Here is a 14,856-nt window from a genome sequence, read left to right on the forward strand (position 1 = left end):
TCTCCCTATGGATGGCCACCCCTCCCCCGAGGGGGAGGGGTGGAAAAGGTGCGCCATTCGTTATGCTGGAAAAGCTAATTTTTCAAGGCCTCATCGGTCTCAGTTTTTCGATGTACCTTTGGTTACTGGCGGCCGGCCTGACCCTCGTCTTCGGGGTTTTGGGCGTTTTGAACTTCGCCCATGGCAGCCTGTTTATGCTGGGGGCTTACGCGACCTTTACCCTCTATGGGAAGATGGGCCTCAATTTCTGGCTCTCCATCTTGCTCAGTTTAATCGGCGTAGGGATCATCGGGGCCATCCTCGAACGCTTCTTCTTCCGCCGGATCTACGAGATCGATCTCCCCTATCAATTAATTCTGACCTTCGGCTTCATCCTCGTATTCGACGATTTGGTCAAGATGATCTGGGGAGGGGTGGCGATGATCCCTCCGATGCCCTCCTTCTTCGAGGGGAACCTCTCGATCCTCGGACGCCCCTATCCCATCTATAATGTTTTTATCATCGTTGCCGGATTGGCCGTAGCCCTCATCCTCTGGCTCATCCTCGAAAAGACTTGGTGGGGGAAAATGATTCGGGCAGCCGCTTCTGACCGGGAAATGGCAGGAGCGATCGGTGTCCATATCCCCTTTCTCTTTACCACGGTCTTCGTCTTTGCGGCCATGCTGGCGGCACTCGGAGGGGCCTTGGGAACGCCGGTTCGGGTGGTCGCCCCTGGAATCGGGACCTCCATGATCATCCAGGCCTTTGTGATCACGGTGATCGGCGGACTGGGCAATCTGAAGGGGGCTTTTGTAGGAGCCTTGATCGTGGGTGTCCTCACCTCCTTTGGCGTGTTGCTCTTTCCCATCTTCGAACTCTTCATCATCTTCGTCGTGATGGCGGTGGTATTGTTGGTTAAACCCGAAGGACTGTTTGGAAAATAATCTGCTTGGACGGAGAAAAATGGACACGAAACTCCGAAGCCTCCTCCTCGGGGCCTTCCTTCTTTTCCTCTTGATCCTCCCGGCCTTCGGAGGACAATATCTCCTCTACATGTTGATCCACATGCTCATCCTTTCGGTCTTCGCCCTTGGGTTCAATCTCCTCCTGGGATATACGGGCCTCCTCTCTTTTGGCCAGGCCGGATTTTTCGCCATCGGGAGTTACACCTGTGCTAAAATCCTCCTCTTGACCCCTTCCCTTCTTTTGGGTATCCTCGCGGGAACCCTCGCGGGGGGACTCTCCGCCCTCCTCTTAGGCTACCTCTGCGTCAGACACACCCGAATCTATTTCTCCATGCTGACCCTCTCCTTCGGCATGATGATCTACTCTCTGGCCTGGAAATGGCGAGAGGTGACGGGAGGCGACGATGGGTTGGTGGGGATCCCAAGGGCCCCCTTGACCCTTCCTGGATTGTTCAGCCTGGATATGAATCCCCTGAGCCATTACTATTATTTCGTCCTGGCCCTCTCCCTCATAGCGATTTTCATCCTTTACCGAATGGTCCATTCCCCCTTTGGCCTGACCCTGAAGGGGATCCGGGATAGCGAAAACCGGGTAGCCTATGCAGGGATTTCGGTGAGGGCGTATCGCCTGTTGGCCTTCACGATTGCCGGCCTGTATGCCGGACTTGCAGGGGCTTTCCTCCCCCCACTCGAGAACACCGTCACTCCTCCGATTGCCCACTGGACCCACTCTGCTGAACCCGTCATGGTGACCCTCCTGGGCGGGATCCATACCTTCTTTGGTCCCATCGTAGGCTCGGTCATTTTTTATCTCCTGAAAGACCTCATCGTCCGGGTCACCCAGTATTGGTTGATTCTCTTTGGGGCGATCGTCATCTTCCTGGTCTTGGTCTTCCGAGGGGGGGTGGTGATCTTCCTTTCGGAAAAAATTTTGCCACGGTTACAGGGGAAAACACGGAAGGTTCTCGATGGAGGAACTTCTTAGAACAGAAAAATTGAGAAAGTATTTTGGGATGGTGCCGGCCACCGATGAGGTCGATCTCACCCTTCGGAAGGGGGTGCTCACTTCCATCATCGGCCCCAATGGCGCGGGGAAAACGACCCTTATCAACCTCCTCACCGGCAATATCCTGCCGGACTCAGGAAGGGTTTTTTTTAACGGTGAGGAGATCACCCGGCTTCCCATCCATAAAAGAGTCAAAAAGGGGATCTGCCGTTCCTTCCAGATCATGAATATTTTCCCCAAGCTGACCGTCTTTGAAAACCTCCTCATCCCGGTCCTTTCCCATCTCAATCGAAGCATGAGGTTCTACACCCCCGCCCATCGCCAGGCCGATGCCAATGAAAGGGTGGAGCAGTTGTTGAAGGAAATCGGCCTGTCGGATAAAAAACACCTTTTGGCAGGAACCCTATCCCACGGAGACCAGAGGCTCCTCGAAATCGGGCTGGCCTTGGCCCCCGAGCCGAGGCTCCTCTTCCTCGATGAGCCCACGGCCGGGATGAATCCGGTGGAAAGGGTGAAGGTCCTCGAGAACATCCGGAGGCTATCGAAAGAGAAGGAGTCCACCTTTGTGATCGTTGAACACGATATGGACATCGTCTTCTCCCTCTCGGATCGGATCGTCGTCCTCCACCGGGGACAGATCCTCGCCGACGGCCCCCCCGAGGAGATCCGGCAGAATGAAGAGGTCCGGAAGGTCTATCTGGGCGAGGAAATCTACTGGGAAAAGAGATGACCGAAAAAACCCAACCTCCCATCCTCATCGTGGACCGAATGGATACGTTTTATGGCCAAAGCCATGTCCTCCAAGAAATCTCCCTCTCCATTCGGGAGGGCGAGGTGGTCTGCCTTCTCGGAAGAAATGGGGTGGGAAAGACCACGACCCTTCGATCCATCATGGGTCTGACCCCCCCACGATCGGGGGAGATTCTTTTCAAGGGAATTCCGATTGCCCGAAAACCCCCCTATGAAATTGCCAAGATCGGTATCGGCTATGCACCGGATGACCGCCGGATCTTCCCGGATCTGACCCTTGTTGAAAATCTCGAAATGGCCCGGCGCTTATCGAGCAAAGGCAAGATCCAATGGAGTTACGATAAAATTTACGACCTCTTCCCCGTTTTCGTCTCGCTGAAGACGAGGAAAGGGACCCAGCTGAGCGGCGGGGAACAGAAAATGCTCGCGATCGGTCGGGCCTTGATGAAGAATCCCGAACTTCTCCTCCTGGACGAACCCTCTGAAGGGCTCGCCCCGCTGATCGTCCAAAATCTCGCCTCGGTGATCGAACGGATTCGAAACGAAGGGGTAACCATTCTCTTGGCCGACCAGAACCTAAAATTCTGCCGAAGGACCTCCGATCGAGGGTATATCCTCGAAAAGGGAAGGGTCCAATACCAGGGCCTGATGGAAGAGATCTGGCAGGACGAGGAGATCGTCAAAAAGTATCTTGTCCTATAACCTTCGAAGGTCCCCCCTATCGCCTGATCGAAACCGTCCCCTTTACAAAGAACGCACATCCTGATATGGAATGAAGAGGATGGCCATGTTTCCTCTCCACCTCTCCCTTCTCATCATGGGCGCAAGCGGCATCGTCGCCCAGATCCTTCTCCTCAGGGAACTCCTCGTCTCTTTCATGGGCAACGAGCTCACCCTGGGCATCATCCTGGCGAACTGGCTCCTTCTGGAGGCCCTGGGGTCATTCCTGCTCGGAAAGACGGCGGAGTGGACGGGAAAGAAGCTGGAGGTCTATGTCTTCCTCCAGATCTTCTTTTCGGTCGCCCTCCCCTTCTCCATCTACCTCTGTCGGACCTTCAAAAATATGGTCGGCCTCACCCCAGGCGAGGGCCTCGGGATCCTCCCGATCTTATACGCTTCGTTTCTCATCCTCCTGCCGGTCTCGATGTCCCACGGCGCCCTCTTCACCTACGGAAGCAAACTCCATTCGCAGGCCGAGGGAGGCCAGGCGCCCTCGATCGGCAGGGTTTACCTTCTTGAGACCATAGGCTCTATCCTGGGGGGGTTGCTCATCACCTTCTGGCTCCTTCGCCATTTCCAATCCTTTGAGATCGCTTTCATGGTCTCTTTAACGAACGCCTTCATCTCAGCCTACCTCCTCTGGCCCTTGGGGCGACCCTGGTGCCGAACGAGGAACCTTTCCTTTCTCCTCTGCCTGGTCTACACCCTCCTGTTCCTCGTCCTGATCCTCAGCCCCCTGTCGGACCGGATCCACCGCTTCTCCCTCCAGCAACAGTGGAAAGGATTGACCGTCCTTCACAATGAAAACTCCATCTATGGAAACCTCACCGTCACCCGGAGAGGAGAGCAATATACCTTCTTTACCGACGGCGTCCCCTCGATTACGACGCCGGTGCCGGATCTCGCCTCGATAGAAGATCTGGTTCACTTTTCAATGCTCTTCCACGAAAGGCCGAGCTCCATTCTCGTCCTGAGCGGAGGGGCGGGCGGGGTGATTCACGAAATTTTAAAATATGCCGTTTCGAAGGTGGACTATGTCGAGCTCGACCCCCTCCTGCTCACCCTCATCAAAAAATATCCGACCCCCCTCACCCAATCCGAGCTTTCCGATCCGAGAGTGAAGATCCATCATACCGACGGCCGTCTCTTCCTCCAACGGACTTCGGAGCGCTACGACCTCATCCTCATCGGGATCCCCTCCCCACAGGAATTGCAGACCAACAGGCTTTTTTCAGAAGAATTTTTCGACATGGCCAGAAAGAGGATGTATCCCGGGGGGCTCCTGGTCTTCACCCTTCCCGGCTCATTGACTTATATCAGCCCTGAGTTGAAGAGGTTCAATGGTTGCCTCCTCGATACCCTGAAGAGGGTCTTTCGTCACGTGAGGGTCATCCCAGGCGAGACCAACCTCTACTTCGGTTCGGACGCCGAAACCTTGCCCAGGCTCACCCCCCAGGACCTGATGAAGAGGTTGGAAGAGAGAAAGGTGCGGACCCACCTCTTCACCCGAAACTATGTGGAATACCGGCTCCATGAGAGGTGGCAACGCTGGTATGAGGAGTCGATGAAACGGGAAGGGGTCCACATCAACTCCGATTTTAAACCCCTGGCCGTCTTTTTCAGCCTCTCTTATTGGACCGCCCTCTTCTCTCCCCCTCTCTCTCCGTGGTTCGCCTGGTTTTCCGGTTTGAATCTAACCTGGTTTCTATGGCTCTTGGTCCCGCTGACCTCGATTCTTGTACTCCTCTTCTTCAAAAAGCCGGCGCTCTCGGGCTATGCCGTTCCCTATGCGATCCTGACCTCCGGCGTCACAGATATGATCCTCGATCTGGCCCTCCTGTTCACCTTCCAGACCCTCTTCGGATACCTCTATCATCAGATCGGGCTTCTCATCACCGTCTTCATGGTCGGCGTTGCCTTGGGCAGTTTCGGGGTCACCCGGTCCCTCGATCGAATCAGGAACGCCGTGGGCCTCTTTCTGGCCTCCGAGCTGGCCTTGATCCTCTTTTCAGCCCTTCTCCCCACGATCCTCACATTTCCAGCGCGCCATCTTGAAAAGCCCGCTATATCCGTTACGCTCTTCGGAATGTTTCTGCTGATGTCCCTCTTTTGTGGGACCTTGGTGGGGTTCCAGTTTCCTTTATCGGCCAAACTCTACCTGGGCACCCGATCTGGGAAAGGAAAAGTGGCACACACGGCCGGGTTGCTCTATGGAGCGGATCTTGTGGGGGGATTCTTCGGAGGGCTTTTGGGAGGGGTCCTTCTGCTCCCTGTCCTCGGCCTCCATCGGACCTGTCTGGCCCTTGCCCTCCTCAAGGCGAGCAGTCTCCTCCTTCTTCTCATGTTTAGGAGGATTCAAAAGAGCCCTCCTTGACCGAAAAGTCAATTCGACAGCCATCTCAAGACGCGAAAGTGGAAGGCCGAAGGGTTCAACCCTTCCATCTCGCAGAACCCCTGGATGAAATCGGAGCCCCTGATAAAGTAAACGTAATCTTTAAAGAAGAGGGAGATGACAAACCCTTCGCCCGAGGCCGGGTCGATGCCTTTCTCTTTTAAATACTTTGCGAGATTGGGATAAATTCGATCCCTCAAATAGTCCCAGGGGTCGCCCTCCTTGAGCACCACTTCATAAAGGAGGAAACCTGCCTCCTCTTGCCTCATCTCGTAGGAAACCCTGTTATAATCGATTCCAGGGATCACCCTGAAGGCCTTCGATAATAGAATCTCTTTATAGTCAGCCATAGATCGACCAATCCCTTTCAAGGGAGCCTCACCGCCCCCGTCCTCCCCCTGCAGTGGGTAAATCTTTTTTAACCCCTCCTACGAAAGGTCAAAATGTCGAGGGGGTCCCTCATTCCTATCAACGTACCTATCTCTAAGGCTTTCAAATTCCATTTCAGGCGGTTTTTGAGGTCGTGTGAATCATCACTCCTTCTGCCCTCTCTAAAGCCCCATCCGGTCTCTTTGGCGAAAATACCCTCCCAAAACCAAGCTTCGGTGTCGATCCTCCCCCAATTGGCGAATGTCTTTCTCTTCCAACACCCAGAAGGTCTTGCCATGGCAATCAAACCTAATTTCTCACAAAAATAGATCCATCTCCTTCTCCGTGGCATGGTTTTTTGCCTCCTCCGGCTGAGTCCTCGGGATCGCCTCAAATAGGAAACGAAATAAGTCAAGGTTTTTCCCGATCCGGTGCCACTTGGGACAACGAAATGCCTTCCTTTCCGTGGAATCCTGGTGGCTTCTTTTTGAGGGCGATAGAGGTGAAGGGGCGTCTTCATTTGGCCGAAAAGATTTCAGCCCCTTAAGGATGGAGCGCTCCTTTTTGGACAGGTCCTTCGAGGAAGGTAATGAAGTCAATGACAAGCTCTGGCGCCCCTGGCCCGACTCGAACGGGCGGCACACGGATTAGGAATCCGTTGCTCTATCCACCTGAGCTACAGGGGCATGGCATTAAAATATAATGTTCTGTCTCATCCGTCAAGATGGGAGGGAATTTTTTTCGTCCCCTCAGAAGGCCCGTAAAGTCCCCGGGGCGATCTCACCGGTTAGGCTTGACAAGAAGAGAAGAAGGGGATTATAGGGAGTGTAAGGCATGAACCCTCTTTTTTACGAAACCATCTCCGACTTGAAAGCCTATTTCCAATACCTGAAAGGGCTGGGGGTCAACGAGCTCGTCCTCCCCGGAACCATCGACCCGCTTCGCCCCTCATGCGAAGCCCCCCGGGACACGGGTCGCAAAGACCTCCCTCCTCCCTCCCGGTCTTCAACCGCTAAGCGGATCGGGCTTTCCGAGATTCGAAGCGAGCTCGGCGACTGCAGGCGGTGTCCCCTGCACCGGACCCGCAAGACGATCGTCTTTGGCGAAGGAAACGAGCAGGCCAGGCTGATGCTGATCGGAGAAGGTCCGGGTTATGAAGAAGATGTCCAAGGAAGACCCTTCGTGGGAAAGGCCGGGCAGCTTTTGACGAGGATCCTCCAGGCCATTCAGCTCCAAAGGGAGGAAGTCTACATCACCAACATCGTGAAGTGCCGTCCTCCCCAGAACCGAAATCCCGAGCCCGAGGAGGTCGAGGCCTGTTCTCCTTTCCTGTGGAAGCAGATCCAGGCCATCCGGCCCAAGGTCATCTGTGCCTTGGGGACGGTCTCGGCACAAACGCTTCTCCGGACCGATGCGAAGATCACGGCCTTGCGAGGACGATCTTTCGAGGTTTCGGGCATCCCCGTCTTCCCCACCTATCACCCCGCCTATCTCCTGAGGAATCCGGATAAGAAGCGCGAGGTCTGGGAGGATATGAAACGGATTGCCCAGGCCCTTGCCGGTGCAGAACGGTGACCCAGAGAGATTTGAAAGGCCCTCCTCTTGCGATCGGGAGGCAATCTCCCCCGAAGGCCTATAGGTGAAGCCGATAATTCAGTTCTACCCCCTTCTCCCTCAGGCCTTTCAGAAGGGCATCCGTGACCCCCTCGATCAGCAGTTCAAGAAGAGAAAACTTTCTTTTGGGGTAGACGATTTGGGGCTCTCCTTCGATGCCCACCATCTTGGCCGCGGCATCGATGGCGTCCTGAAGGTTGCCCAGCTGATCCACGAGGCCAAGGGCCTTGGCCTGTTCGCCCGTGAGGATGCGACCATCGGCCACCTGGGCCACTTTGGCGCGATCCATCTTCCTCCCCTCGGCCACCGCCTGGATGAATTGCTCGTGGACGTTGTCGATGACCCCTTGGAGGAGCCTCCTCTCTTCGGGGGTCATCTCCCGGAACGGAGAACCGAGATCTTTGTGCTCGCCGCTCTTGATGACGACCCCTTTGATGCCGATCTTTTTGAACAGCTCTTCGATGTTGGTGAATTCCATGAGGACGCCGATCGAACCGGTGATCGTCCCGGGGTTGGCCACGATCAGGTCGGAGGCGCTGGCGATGTAGTAGCCACCGGAGGCGGCCACCGATCCCATGGAGGTGACCACCTTCTTATGGTGCTCCGTCTTGACCTTCATGACCTCCCGGTAGATCTCCTGGGAAGGCCCCACCCCGCCCCCTGGAGAGTCGATCCTCAACACGATGGCCTTGACCCCCGCATCATCCCGATGCTGATGGAGCTCGTCGATGATGGCCTGGGACTGGGTGATCAACCCCCGGATTTCGATGATGGCGATCTTGTCACCAAAGGCGAAGGTGGAAGCCGTGGACCTCAAGGCGTGCTGACCGATGAAAAAGAGGAGGAGGAAAAAGAAGGTCAGCAACCCTGCGATCACCATCAACCCCACCAAGATTCGCTTTCGCTTCATAAAACCCTCCTTGACGGTAACCCCTTGAGTTAGAGGGGAGAGATCCGGATCGTTTCAAAGGGCGCGGCCTGAAACACCCTGATCCATTTCGCTTTGACCAGCTCGAGGACGGCCAGAAAGGTGATGATGATCACCCGGCGGGAGGCCTGATCGGGAAAGAGGAGGTGGAAGGGCAGGCTTCGCCTCTCCCTCTGAAGAAGTAGGAGGATCTCCTGCGCCTTCTCTTCCACGGTCAGCCGTTCCAGCACCACCTCGTGCACCGGTTCCTCTTTGGCCCGCTCCAACACCTTGCGAAAGGCATCGATGAGTTCGAAGAGGTTGACTTCGAGGTATTCCTCCTCCCGCCCCTCGGGGACCTCCGAGACCAGACGGACGAAGACGTCCCGCTCAAGCTGGGGCCTCTCGTTCAACTCCGTGGCGGCCTTCTTATATTTCTGGTAGTCGATCAGCCGCCGGACCAGCTCGGTCCTGGGGTCTTCGGGCTCCTCCTCTTCGGGCGAGGGTTGGGGCAGGAGCATCTTCGATTTGATGTGGAGCAGGGTCGAAGCCATCAGCAAATATTCGCCCGCGACATCGAGGTTGAGGATCTTCATCCACTTGAGGTATTCGAGATACTGTTCGGTGATCTGGGCGATGGGGATGTCGAAGATGTCCATCTCGTTCTTCTGAATGAGATGGAGCAGGAGGTCCAAGGGACCCTCGAAGGTCTGTAGGCGCACCGTGTAGGGAGGAATGTCCCGAGCGGAAAGGTCTTTTTCCATCACCCCATCCCCGTCAATCGATTCACAAATTGGACCTCATCCTGCCGGGTGACGACCAATTCGTCTAAACGGGCCTTGAGAAGGTCTTCCAATCGTTTCCGGATGATCGGGCCGGGTTTCAACCCCATCTGAACGAGGTCGGCCCCTTTCAAAAGGGGTCTGGTATCCTTCAACTGGGTGAAATAGAGAGAGAGGTATCGCCGGGTGGCGACCTGACTCGTCTTGGCCATCATGAAGAGTTTGACCTCGGTGGGCAGGGGATGGAGGAGGGTGTAGATCTCCGACCGTTTGGGCTCCTTCCCAGCGTTGATCCAGGAATAGAAGGTCGACAGGGTGAGGTGGGCCTGGCGCTTGCCTTCCATCACCCGGTCCTTGAGCCGTGCGTTCATCCCTAACCGTTCGCAGAGTTCGGAAGCCTCGGCCTCCGTCAGACCGTCCACCAGGCCATAGAGGTAGATGAGCCACCGTTCATACTTCTCATCGAGGAAGAGGAGGTCAAACCAGGAGAGGACATGGTGGATCTGGTCGAACAAGACGAAGGTCTCCTCCCCCACCTGGAGCTTCGGATGGAAGACCGGGAAGAGGTTGAAGTCCTTCATCCTCCGGAAGGCGGGGAGGGGATTCTCCTCTTGGCAGAGGAGGAGAAATTCGGAAAGGATCCTCCCTCCGGAAAGTCGATCGAAGATCCTCATCTTCACCGCATTCCTCATCAGCTGCTGGGTATGCTTGGAGATCTGGAATTTGAAGCGTTGTTCGAAGCGGATGGCCCGGAAGGCGCGGGTGGGATCCTCGATAAAGGAGAGGTTGTGGAGGACCCGAATGATCCGCTCTTTGATATCCTTCACCCCGCCGAAGAAGTCGATCAGCTCTCCGAAGGAGCGGGGGTTGAGATGCACGGCCAAGGCATTGATCGTGAAATCCCTTCGATAGAGGTCCGCTTTGATCGACCCCCGCTCCACCGTAGGAAGGGCGGCCGGGGACTCATAGACCTCCAGACGGGCGGTCGCCACATCTACCTTCAACCCGTCTGGAAAGAGGACCAGGGCGGTCCCGAACTTTTTATGGGTGCGAATCCGGCAGGGGAATCGCTTCCCGAACTCCTCGGCCAGACGGATCCCGTCCCCTTCGACGACGATGTCGATGTCAAAATTCTCCACCCGCATCAGGAGGTCCCTGACAAACCCCCCGACCCCGAAGACCGAATATCCCAGCTCCTCCCCTACCCTTCCGAATTCGACGAGGAGATTTCGGATCCTCTCGGGGAATCGTTCCTCGATCAATTTCGGGATCATCCTCTTCCGGGCATAGAGGGGTTGATGATCCCTCCCGGATCGGGCCATCCCCTCTTGAAGGGTTCGCATCACCTCGGCCAGGGAGATGACGCCTACCAACCGATCCTCTTGCACGATGGGGATGAGATTCTGGTTCTGCGCGAAGGCCAGCTCCTGGATCTTTGAAAAAGGCTCCTCAGGGGTCAGCGTAGAAAATTCGGTCACCATATAGTCCCGGACGAGACCCTCCTTCAGCCCATGCCGGATGGCCCTTTCGACGACGTCCTTCGTGATCAAGCCCAATACCTTTCCCTCCCTATAGACGGGCAGGGCGTCCAGGAGGTAACGGGAGAGGACCTCTGCCGCCTCCTCGAGGGTCTGTTCCGGATCGACGGTCTTGACGGGATAGACCATGAGGTCCCTGGCCAACTTCCTCGGCCTGACCGCCTCCCTCAAGATCGTCAGAAGTCGGCTTTGGGCTTCGATCAAGGACATCCCCTTGATCGTGGCCGAGGCAGCGGAGGGATGGCCCCCGCCTCCGAATTCCGAGGCGATTTCTGAAACATTGACCTCCTCGATCCGGCTCCTCCCGATCAGGTAGATCCGACCCTCCATCTGGACGAGGGCGAACAGGACGTTGAGGTTCTCCATGTCCATCAGTTTGTGGACGAGGACCGCGATGTCTCCCACGTAACGTTCGACCGAGGCCTGGCTGATGACGACATCGATCCCGTGGATATCGTAACGCGTGGCTGCCTCCATCAAATCGTTCAGGAGAAAGACCTGCTCTGCTGTCAGCTCCTTGGTGATGACGTTGGAAAGGATATTGAGGTCGGCCCCTTGTCGCACGAGGTACCCTGCGGCGATGAAATCCTCCTCCTTCGTGGAGGGAAAGGTGAGGTTTCCCGTGTCCTCATAGATGCCGAGGAGCATGAGGGTCGCTTCTTCGGAGGTGATGGGGATCCCCTTGGCCCTCAAAAGCTTGAGGAGGAGGGTGACGTTGGCCCCGACCTCTTCGATCACCTCGAGAGATCCCCGGATATCCTCGGCGGAGGGAGGGTGGTGGTCGTAAATATGGATCTCCAGGCCCGGCTTCGACAGGATCTCGGAGAATTTTCCGATGCGGCTCACCTGCCGGGTGTCCACCAGGATCAGCCGATGGACCTGTTCCAGATCGATTTGTTTGATGCGCTCCACCTCGAGGGCATAGAAGGTGGAATGGATGAAGAAATCCCGAAGGTTCTTCTCCTGGGAGCCGGGGAAGACCAGCACCGCCTCTGGGTAGAGCTTCTTGGCGGCCAGCATCGAGCCCAATGAGTCAAAATCGGCATTGAGATGGGTGGTGATGACCTCCATGTCTCTTGCATCCGATCACGCGTGAGGAGGCCCGAAAGGGCCTGGGACCTCCTTCGGGGGTTTAGCCACGAGGATGATACTGTCGGTGGATCTTCTTCAGGCGTTCACCTCTCACGTGGGTGTAGATCTGGGTGGTGGCGATGTCGACATGGCCGAGCATCAGCTGGACCGATCGGAGATCCGCACCCCTTTCCAAAAGATGACTGGCGAAGGAGTGTCGCAACAGGTGCGGTGTGATCCTCTTTCGGATCCCGGCCGCACGGCCGTGCCTCTTGATGATCTTCCAGAAGTGCTGTCGGCTGATGGGCCTCCCCAGGCGATTGACGAAGAGGTAAACGCTCTCTCGGCCTTTGAGGAGTTTCTTTCTGGCCTCGCTCAGATAGGTCCGGACCCATCGAATGGCCTCCTGACCGATCGGGACGATCCTCTCTTTCGAGCCTTTGCCATAGAGAAGGACATAGCCCGGCTCCAGGTGGAGATGGTCGAGCCGAAGCCGAACCAACTCGGAGACCCTCATCCCTGTGGCATAGAGCAGCTCCAACATGGCGCGGTCTCTCAACCCCTGGGGGACCTCCACCGGAGGTTGCTCGATGAGGCGCTCCACCTCCTCCAGGGAGAGGACGTCCGGGAGGGTCTTGGCCAGTTTCGGGGCATCGATCTCCTCAGCGGGGTTGGATCCGAGGAGGGACTCCTCCACAAGAAATCTGAAGAAAACCCGAAGGGAGACGAGGGTCCTGGCCACCGTCCTGCTCGAAAGCCCCTCTCTCTTCAAGGAGAGGAGGAAGGCCCTGATATCCAGCTTGGAGATCTCCTCGATCCCTCCCTTCCCTTGCCTTTGAAGATGGTCGAGAAACCTCTGAAGGTCATGGCTGTAGGCTTCGAGGGTGTTCTTGGAAAGGCCCTTTTCGACGAGAAGGTAATGAAGAAATCGATCCAGCCATGGATGCATCGATGGCGCTCCTGGTTGGGCCAACCTCACTCCCTATGGGCCTCCTCCCGGTCCCCTCCCCGTATGACCAAACCCCCCCTCCTGCCTCGGGCTGGCCGGCAGCTCTTCCACCTCGATGAGGGTTGATCGGAAGACCTTGGTGATCACCAACTGGGCGATCCGATCGCCGTGTCGGATGGTGACCGGCTCCTGGCCCATATTGATGAGGAGGACGGCCACCTCCCCCCGATAATCCGAATCGATCGTTCCGATGCCGTTGACCAGACCGATCCCCTTTTGAAGGGCCCAACCGCTTCGAGCACGGATCTGCCCTTCAAATCCCTCGGGAATCGCCAAGGCGATCCCGGTTGGGATGAGCCTCCGTTCTCCCGGATGAAGCGTCACCTCTTCGGGCAGAAAGGCGCAGAGATCCATTCCGGAGGAGCCCTGGGTCATGTATCGAGGTAGGGGAAGGGAGGGGTCTTCTCGGACTCGCTTGAGATGGATCTTTATCTCTTCCATGAGTTTAAAGGAGGCAGGCAACCCCGCAGCTGGCGTTCCTCCATGGGACCCAGCACGGTCAGACAGAAATATTTTTCGTCGAAGAACTGGTCGGCCAGCCCCCGGACCATCTCCTCGTCGACCTCGTCGATGCCCTTCAGGATCGACCCGATGGTCTGATACGATTCGAAATAGATCTCGTTCTTGGCCAAACGGGTCATCAGGTTGTCGGAGCTCTCCAGGCTGAGCAGGAGGTTTCCCTTCAACTGTTCCTTGGCGATCTCCAGCTCCCCGTTCTTGAAGGGCTCCGATTTGAGCCGGTTAAACTCTTCGAGGATGAGGCGATAGACCTCCTCGAAAGACTGCTGGTCCGTCCCGGCGTAGACCACGACCAGGCCGGTGTCGATATAGGTGGGCAGGTAGGAATAGACCGAATAGGCCAATCCCCGGTTCTCCCTGATCTCCTGGAAGAGCCTCGAACTCATCCCGCCCCCTAAGATCGTGTTCAGGACATAGGAGGCGAACCTCAGGGAGTGATTGTAATGAAGACCATGGGTCCCCAGGCAGAAATGGACCTGTTCAAGATCCCTCCTCAGGAGGTGTGTGGTGGAGATGGACAGGGGTTTCTCTCGCTGCCTCGTCTGGCCCGTCTTCGAGATCTGGCCGAAGGTGCTCTCCGCCAGATCGACCACCCGCTCGTGCTGGAGATTGCCTGCGGCACAGAGGATGATCCGGTCAGGCTGGTAATGGGTGTGGAAAAAGTCCAGGATCTGGCGGCGGCTGAAGGACTGAACCCGTTCGACCGTCCCGCAGATGGGAAATCCGAGGGGGTGGTCTCCCCAGCAGGTCCGGTTGAAGAGGTCGTGGACATAATCGTCGGGCGTGTCCTCCACCATCTTGATCTCCTGGAGGATGACCATCCGCTCCTTTTCGATCTCTTTTTCGTCCATGAGGGAATGGAGGAAGATGTCCGAAAGAAGGTCCATCGCCAAGGGAAGATTTTTGTCGAGCACTTTGGCATAGTAGCAGGTATATTCCCTGCCGGTGAAGGCGTTCAAGGTGCCCCCGACCGAATCGATCGCCCGGGCAATGTCCTGCGCCGTCCTCCGCTCCGTCCCCTTGAAGAGAAGATGTTCGATGAAATGGGAGATCCCGTTCTCATGGGGTTCTTCGTCCCTTGACCCTGTGGTGACCCACAGTCCGATGGAAACCGACTGGAGATAAGGGATCTCTTCGGTGATGACCCTCACCCCATTGCCCAGGACCGTTTTTCGGTATCCCGATCCATCCAACATCGTCGCCAGTTGAGAACCCCTGTTCGATTCCATCATCCC

14 protein-coding genes and 1 tRNA gene are annotated in these 14,856 nt (G+C 56.4%); 6 read left to right on the top strand and 9 right to left on the bottom strand.

Annotated features, from left to right (window positions below; all coding sequences use genetic code 11):
* The first annotated feature begins 62 nt into the window (after nucleotides 1-62).
* From N3G78_00295 to N3G78_00315, 5 genes are all read left to right on the top strand, one after another.
* On the top strand, nucleotides 63-923 hold the full coding sequence (locus tag N3G78_00295) for a branched-chain amino acid ABC transporter permease (protein MCX8116355.1): 861 nt from the start codon (nucleotides 63-65) through the stop codon (nucleotides 921-923).
* A gap of 19 nt (nucleotides 924-942) precedes the next feature.
* The gene (locus N3G78_00300; protein ID MCX8116356.1) at nucleotides 943-1,929 is read left to right on the top strand and encodes a branched-chain amino acid ABC transporter permease; all 987 of its coding nucleotides are present in this window, start codon (nucleotides 943-945) and stop codon (nucleotides 1,927-1,929) included.
* Nucleotides 1,913-2,680: an ABC transporter ATP-binding protein gene (locus N3G78_00305; protein MCX8116357.1), complete on the top strand. Its 768-nt coding sequence runs from the start codon at nucleotides 1,913-1,915 to the stop codon at nucleotides 2,678-2,680. Before N3G78_00300 ends, N3G78_00305 begins: the two co-directional genes overlap by 17 nt.
* Nucleotides 2,677-3,402 (top strand): ABC transporter ATP-binding protein, encoded by a 726-nt coding sequence (locus N3G78_00310; GenBank protein ID MCX8116358.1) that lies wholly within the window; start codon nucleotides 2,677-2,679, stop codon nucleotides 3,400-3,402. The genes N3G78_00305 and N3G78_00310 overlap by 4 nt, the downstream gene beginning before the upstream one ends.
* 85 nt (nucleotides 3,403-3,487) lie before the next feature.
* The gene (locus tag N3G78_00315; protein ID MCX8116359.1) at nucleotides 3,488-5,794 is read left to right on the top strand and encodes a spermine synthase; all 2,307 of its coding nucleotides are present in this window, start codon (nucleotides 3,488-3,490) and stop codon (nucleotides 5,792-5,794) included.
* An 8-nt stretch (nucleotides 5,795-5,802) separates the two neighbouring features.
* Here the strand turns inward: N3G78_00315 and N3G78_00320 are convergent, their stop codons facing one another.
* The 3 genes from N3G78_00320 to N3G78_00330 form a co-directional block, all read right to left on the bottom strand.
* Nucleotides 5,803-6,162 (bottom strand): STAUR_1299 family protein, encoded by a 360-nt coding sequence (locus N3G78_00320; protein MCX8116360.1) that lies wholly within the window; start codon nucleotides 6,160-6,162, stop codon nucleotides 5,803-5,805.
* A gap of 68 nt (nucleotides 6,163-6,230) precedes the next feature.
* Entirely contained in the window at nucleotides 6,231-6,533 is a 303-nt protein-coding gene (locus N3G78_00325) for a hypothetical protein (protein MCX8116361.1), read from the bottom strand.
* 257 nt (nucleotides 6,534-6,790) lie between these two features.
* Nucleotides 6,791-6,867: transfer RNA gene (locus tag N3G78_00330), tRNA-Arg, on the bottom strand.
* Nucleotides 6,868-7,015: 148 nt separating this feature from the next.
* Between N3G78_00330 and N3G78_00335 the strand changes: the two genes are divergently transcribed.
* Nucleotides 7,016-7,756 carry a uracil-DNA glycosylase gene (locus tag N3G78_00335; protein MCX8116362.1) on the top strand — a complete coding sequence of 247 codons (741 nt, stop codon included), beginning with the start codon at nucleotides 7,016-7,018 and terminating at the stop codon, nucleotides 7,754-7,756.
* 58 nt (nucleotides 7,757-7,814) lie between these two features.
* On the opposite strand, the gene sppA is transcribed toward N3G78_00335, so the two are convergent.
* From sppA to N3G78_00365, 6 genes are all read right to left on the bottom strand, one after another.
* Nucleotides 7,815-8,705: a signal peptide peptidase SppA gene (sppA, locus tag N3G78_00340; protein MCX8116363.1), complete on the bottom strand. Its 891-nt coding sequence runs from the start codon at nucleotides 8,703-8,705 to the stop codon at nucleotides 7,815-7,817.
* Nucleotides 8,706-8,734: 29 nt separating this feature from the next.
* The gene (locus N3G78_00345; protein MCX8116364.1) at nucleotides 8,735-9,466 is read right to left on the bottom strand and encodes a segregation/condensation protein A; all 732 of its coding nucleotides are present in this window, start codon (nucleotides 9,464-9,466) and stop codon (nucleotides 8,735-8,737) included.
* On the bottom strand, nucleotides 9,466-12,093 hold the full coding sequence (locus N3G78_00350; GenBank protein MCX8116365.1) for a CBS domain-containing protein: 2,628 nt from the start codon (nucleotides 12,091-12,093) through the stop codon (nucleotides 9,466-9,468). Before N3G78_00350 ends, N3G78_00345 begins: the two co-directional genes overlap by 1 nt.
* Before the next feature lie 61 nt (nucleotides 12,094-12,154).
* The gene (xerD, locus tag N3G78_00355; GenBank protein MCX8116366.1) at nucleotides 12,155-13,042 is read right to left on the bottom strand and encodes a site-specific tyrosine recombinase XerD; all 888 of its coding nucleotides are present in this window, start codon (nucleotides 13,040-13,042) and stop codon (nucleotides 12,155-12,157) included.
* A gap of 33 nt (nucleotides 13,043-13,075) precedes the next feature.
* Entirely contained in the window at nucleotides 13,076-13,543 is a 468-nt protein-coding gene (gene dut, locus N3G78_00360) for a dUTP diphosphatase (protein ID MCX8116367.1), read from the bottom strand.
* Complete coding sequence (locus N3G78_00365) at nucleotides 13,531-14,850, bottom strand: insulinase family protein (GenBank protein MCX8116368.1); 1,320 nt, start codon at nucleotides 14,848-14,850, stop codon at nucleotides 13,531-13,533. The genes dut and N3G78_00365 overlap by 13 nt, the downstream gene beginning before the upstream one ends.
* Nucleotides 14,851-14,856: the final 6 nt, after the last annotated feature.

This window comes from Thermodesulfobacteriota bacterium (assembly GCA_026415035.1).
Lineage (GTDB): Bacteria > Desulfobacterota > BSN033 > BSN033 > UBA1163 > RBG-16-49-23.

Coding starts and splice junctions, on each gene's coding strand:
- N3G78_00295 (MCX8116355.1), top strand. CDS start 63: ATGCTGGAAAAGCTAATTTTTCAAGGCCTCATCGGTCTCAGTTTTTCG.
- N3G78_00320 (MCX8116360.1), bottom strand. CDS start 6,162: ATGGCTGACTATAAAGAGATTCTATTATCGAAGGCCTTCAGGGTGATC.
- N3G78_00300 (MCX8116356.1), top strand. CDS start 943: ATGGACACGAAACTCCGAAGCCTCCTCCTCGGGGCCTTCCTTCTTTTC.
- N3G78_00350 (MCX8116365.1), bottom strand. CDS start 12,093: ATGGAGGTCATCACCACCCATCTCAATGCCGATTTTGACTCATTGGGC.
- xerD (MCX8116366.1), bottom strand. CDS start 13,042: ATGCATCCATGGCTGGATCGATTTCTTCATTACCTTCTCGTCGAAAAG.
- N3G78_00310 (MCX8116358.1), top strand. CDS start 2,677: ATGACCGAAAAAACCCAACCTCCCATCCTCATCGTGGACCGAATGGAT.
- N3G78_00315 (MCX8116359.1), top strand. CDS start 3,488: ATGTTTCCTCTCCACCTCTCCCTTCTCATCATGGGCGCAAGCGGCATC.
- N3G78_00305 (MCX8116357.1), top strand. CDS start 1,913: ATGGAGGAACTTCTTAGAACAGAAAAATTGAGAAAGTATTTTGGGATG.
- N3G78_00325 (MCX8116361.1), bottom strand. CDS start 6,533: ATGCCACGGAGAAGGAGATGGATCTATTTTTGTGAGAAATTAGGTTTG.
- N3G78_00335 (MCX8116362.1), top strand. CDS start 7,016: ATGAACCCTCTTTTTTACGAAACCATCTCCGACTTGAAAGCCTATTTC.
- N3G78_00345 (MCX8116364.1), bottom strand. CDS start 9,466: ATGGAAAAAGACCTTTCCGCTCGGGACATTCCTCCCTACACGGTGCGC.
- sppA (MCX8116363.1), bottom strand. CDS start 8,705: ATGAAGCGAAAGCGAATCTTGGTGGGGTTGATGGTGATCGCAGGGTTG.
- dut (MCX8116367.1), bottom strand. CDS start 13,543: ATGGAAGAGATAAAGATCCATCTCAAGCGAGTCCGAGAAGACCCCTCC.
- N3G78_00365 (MCX8116368.1), bottom strand. CDS start 14,850: ATGGAATCGAACAGGGGTTCTCAACTGGCGACGATGTTGGATGGATCG.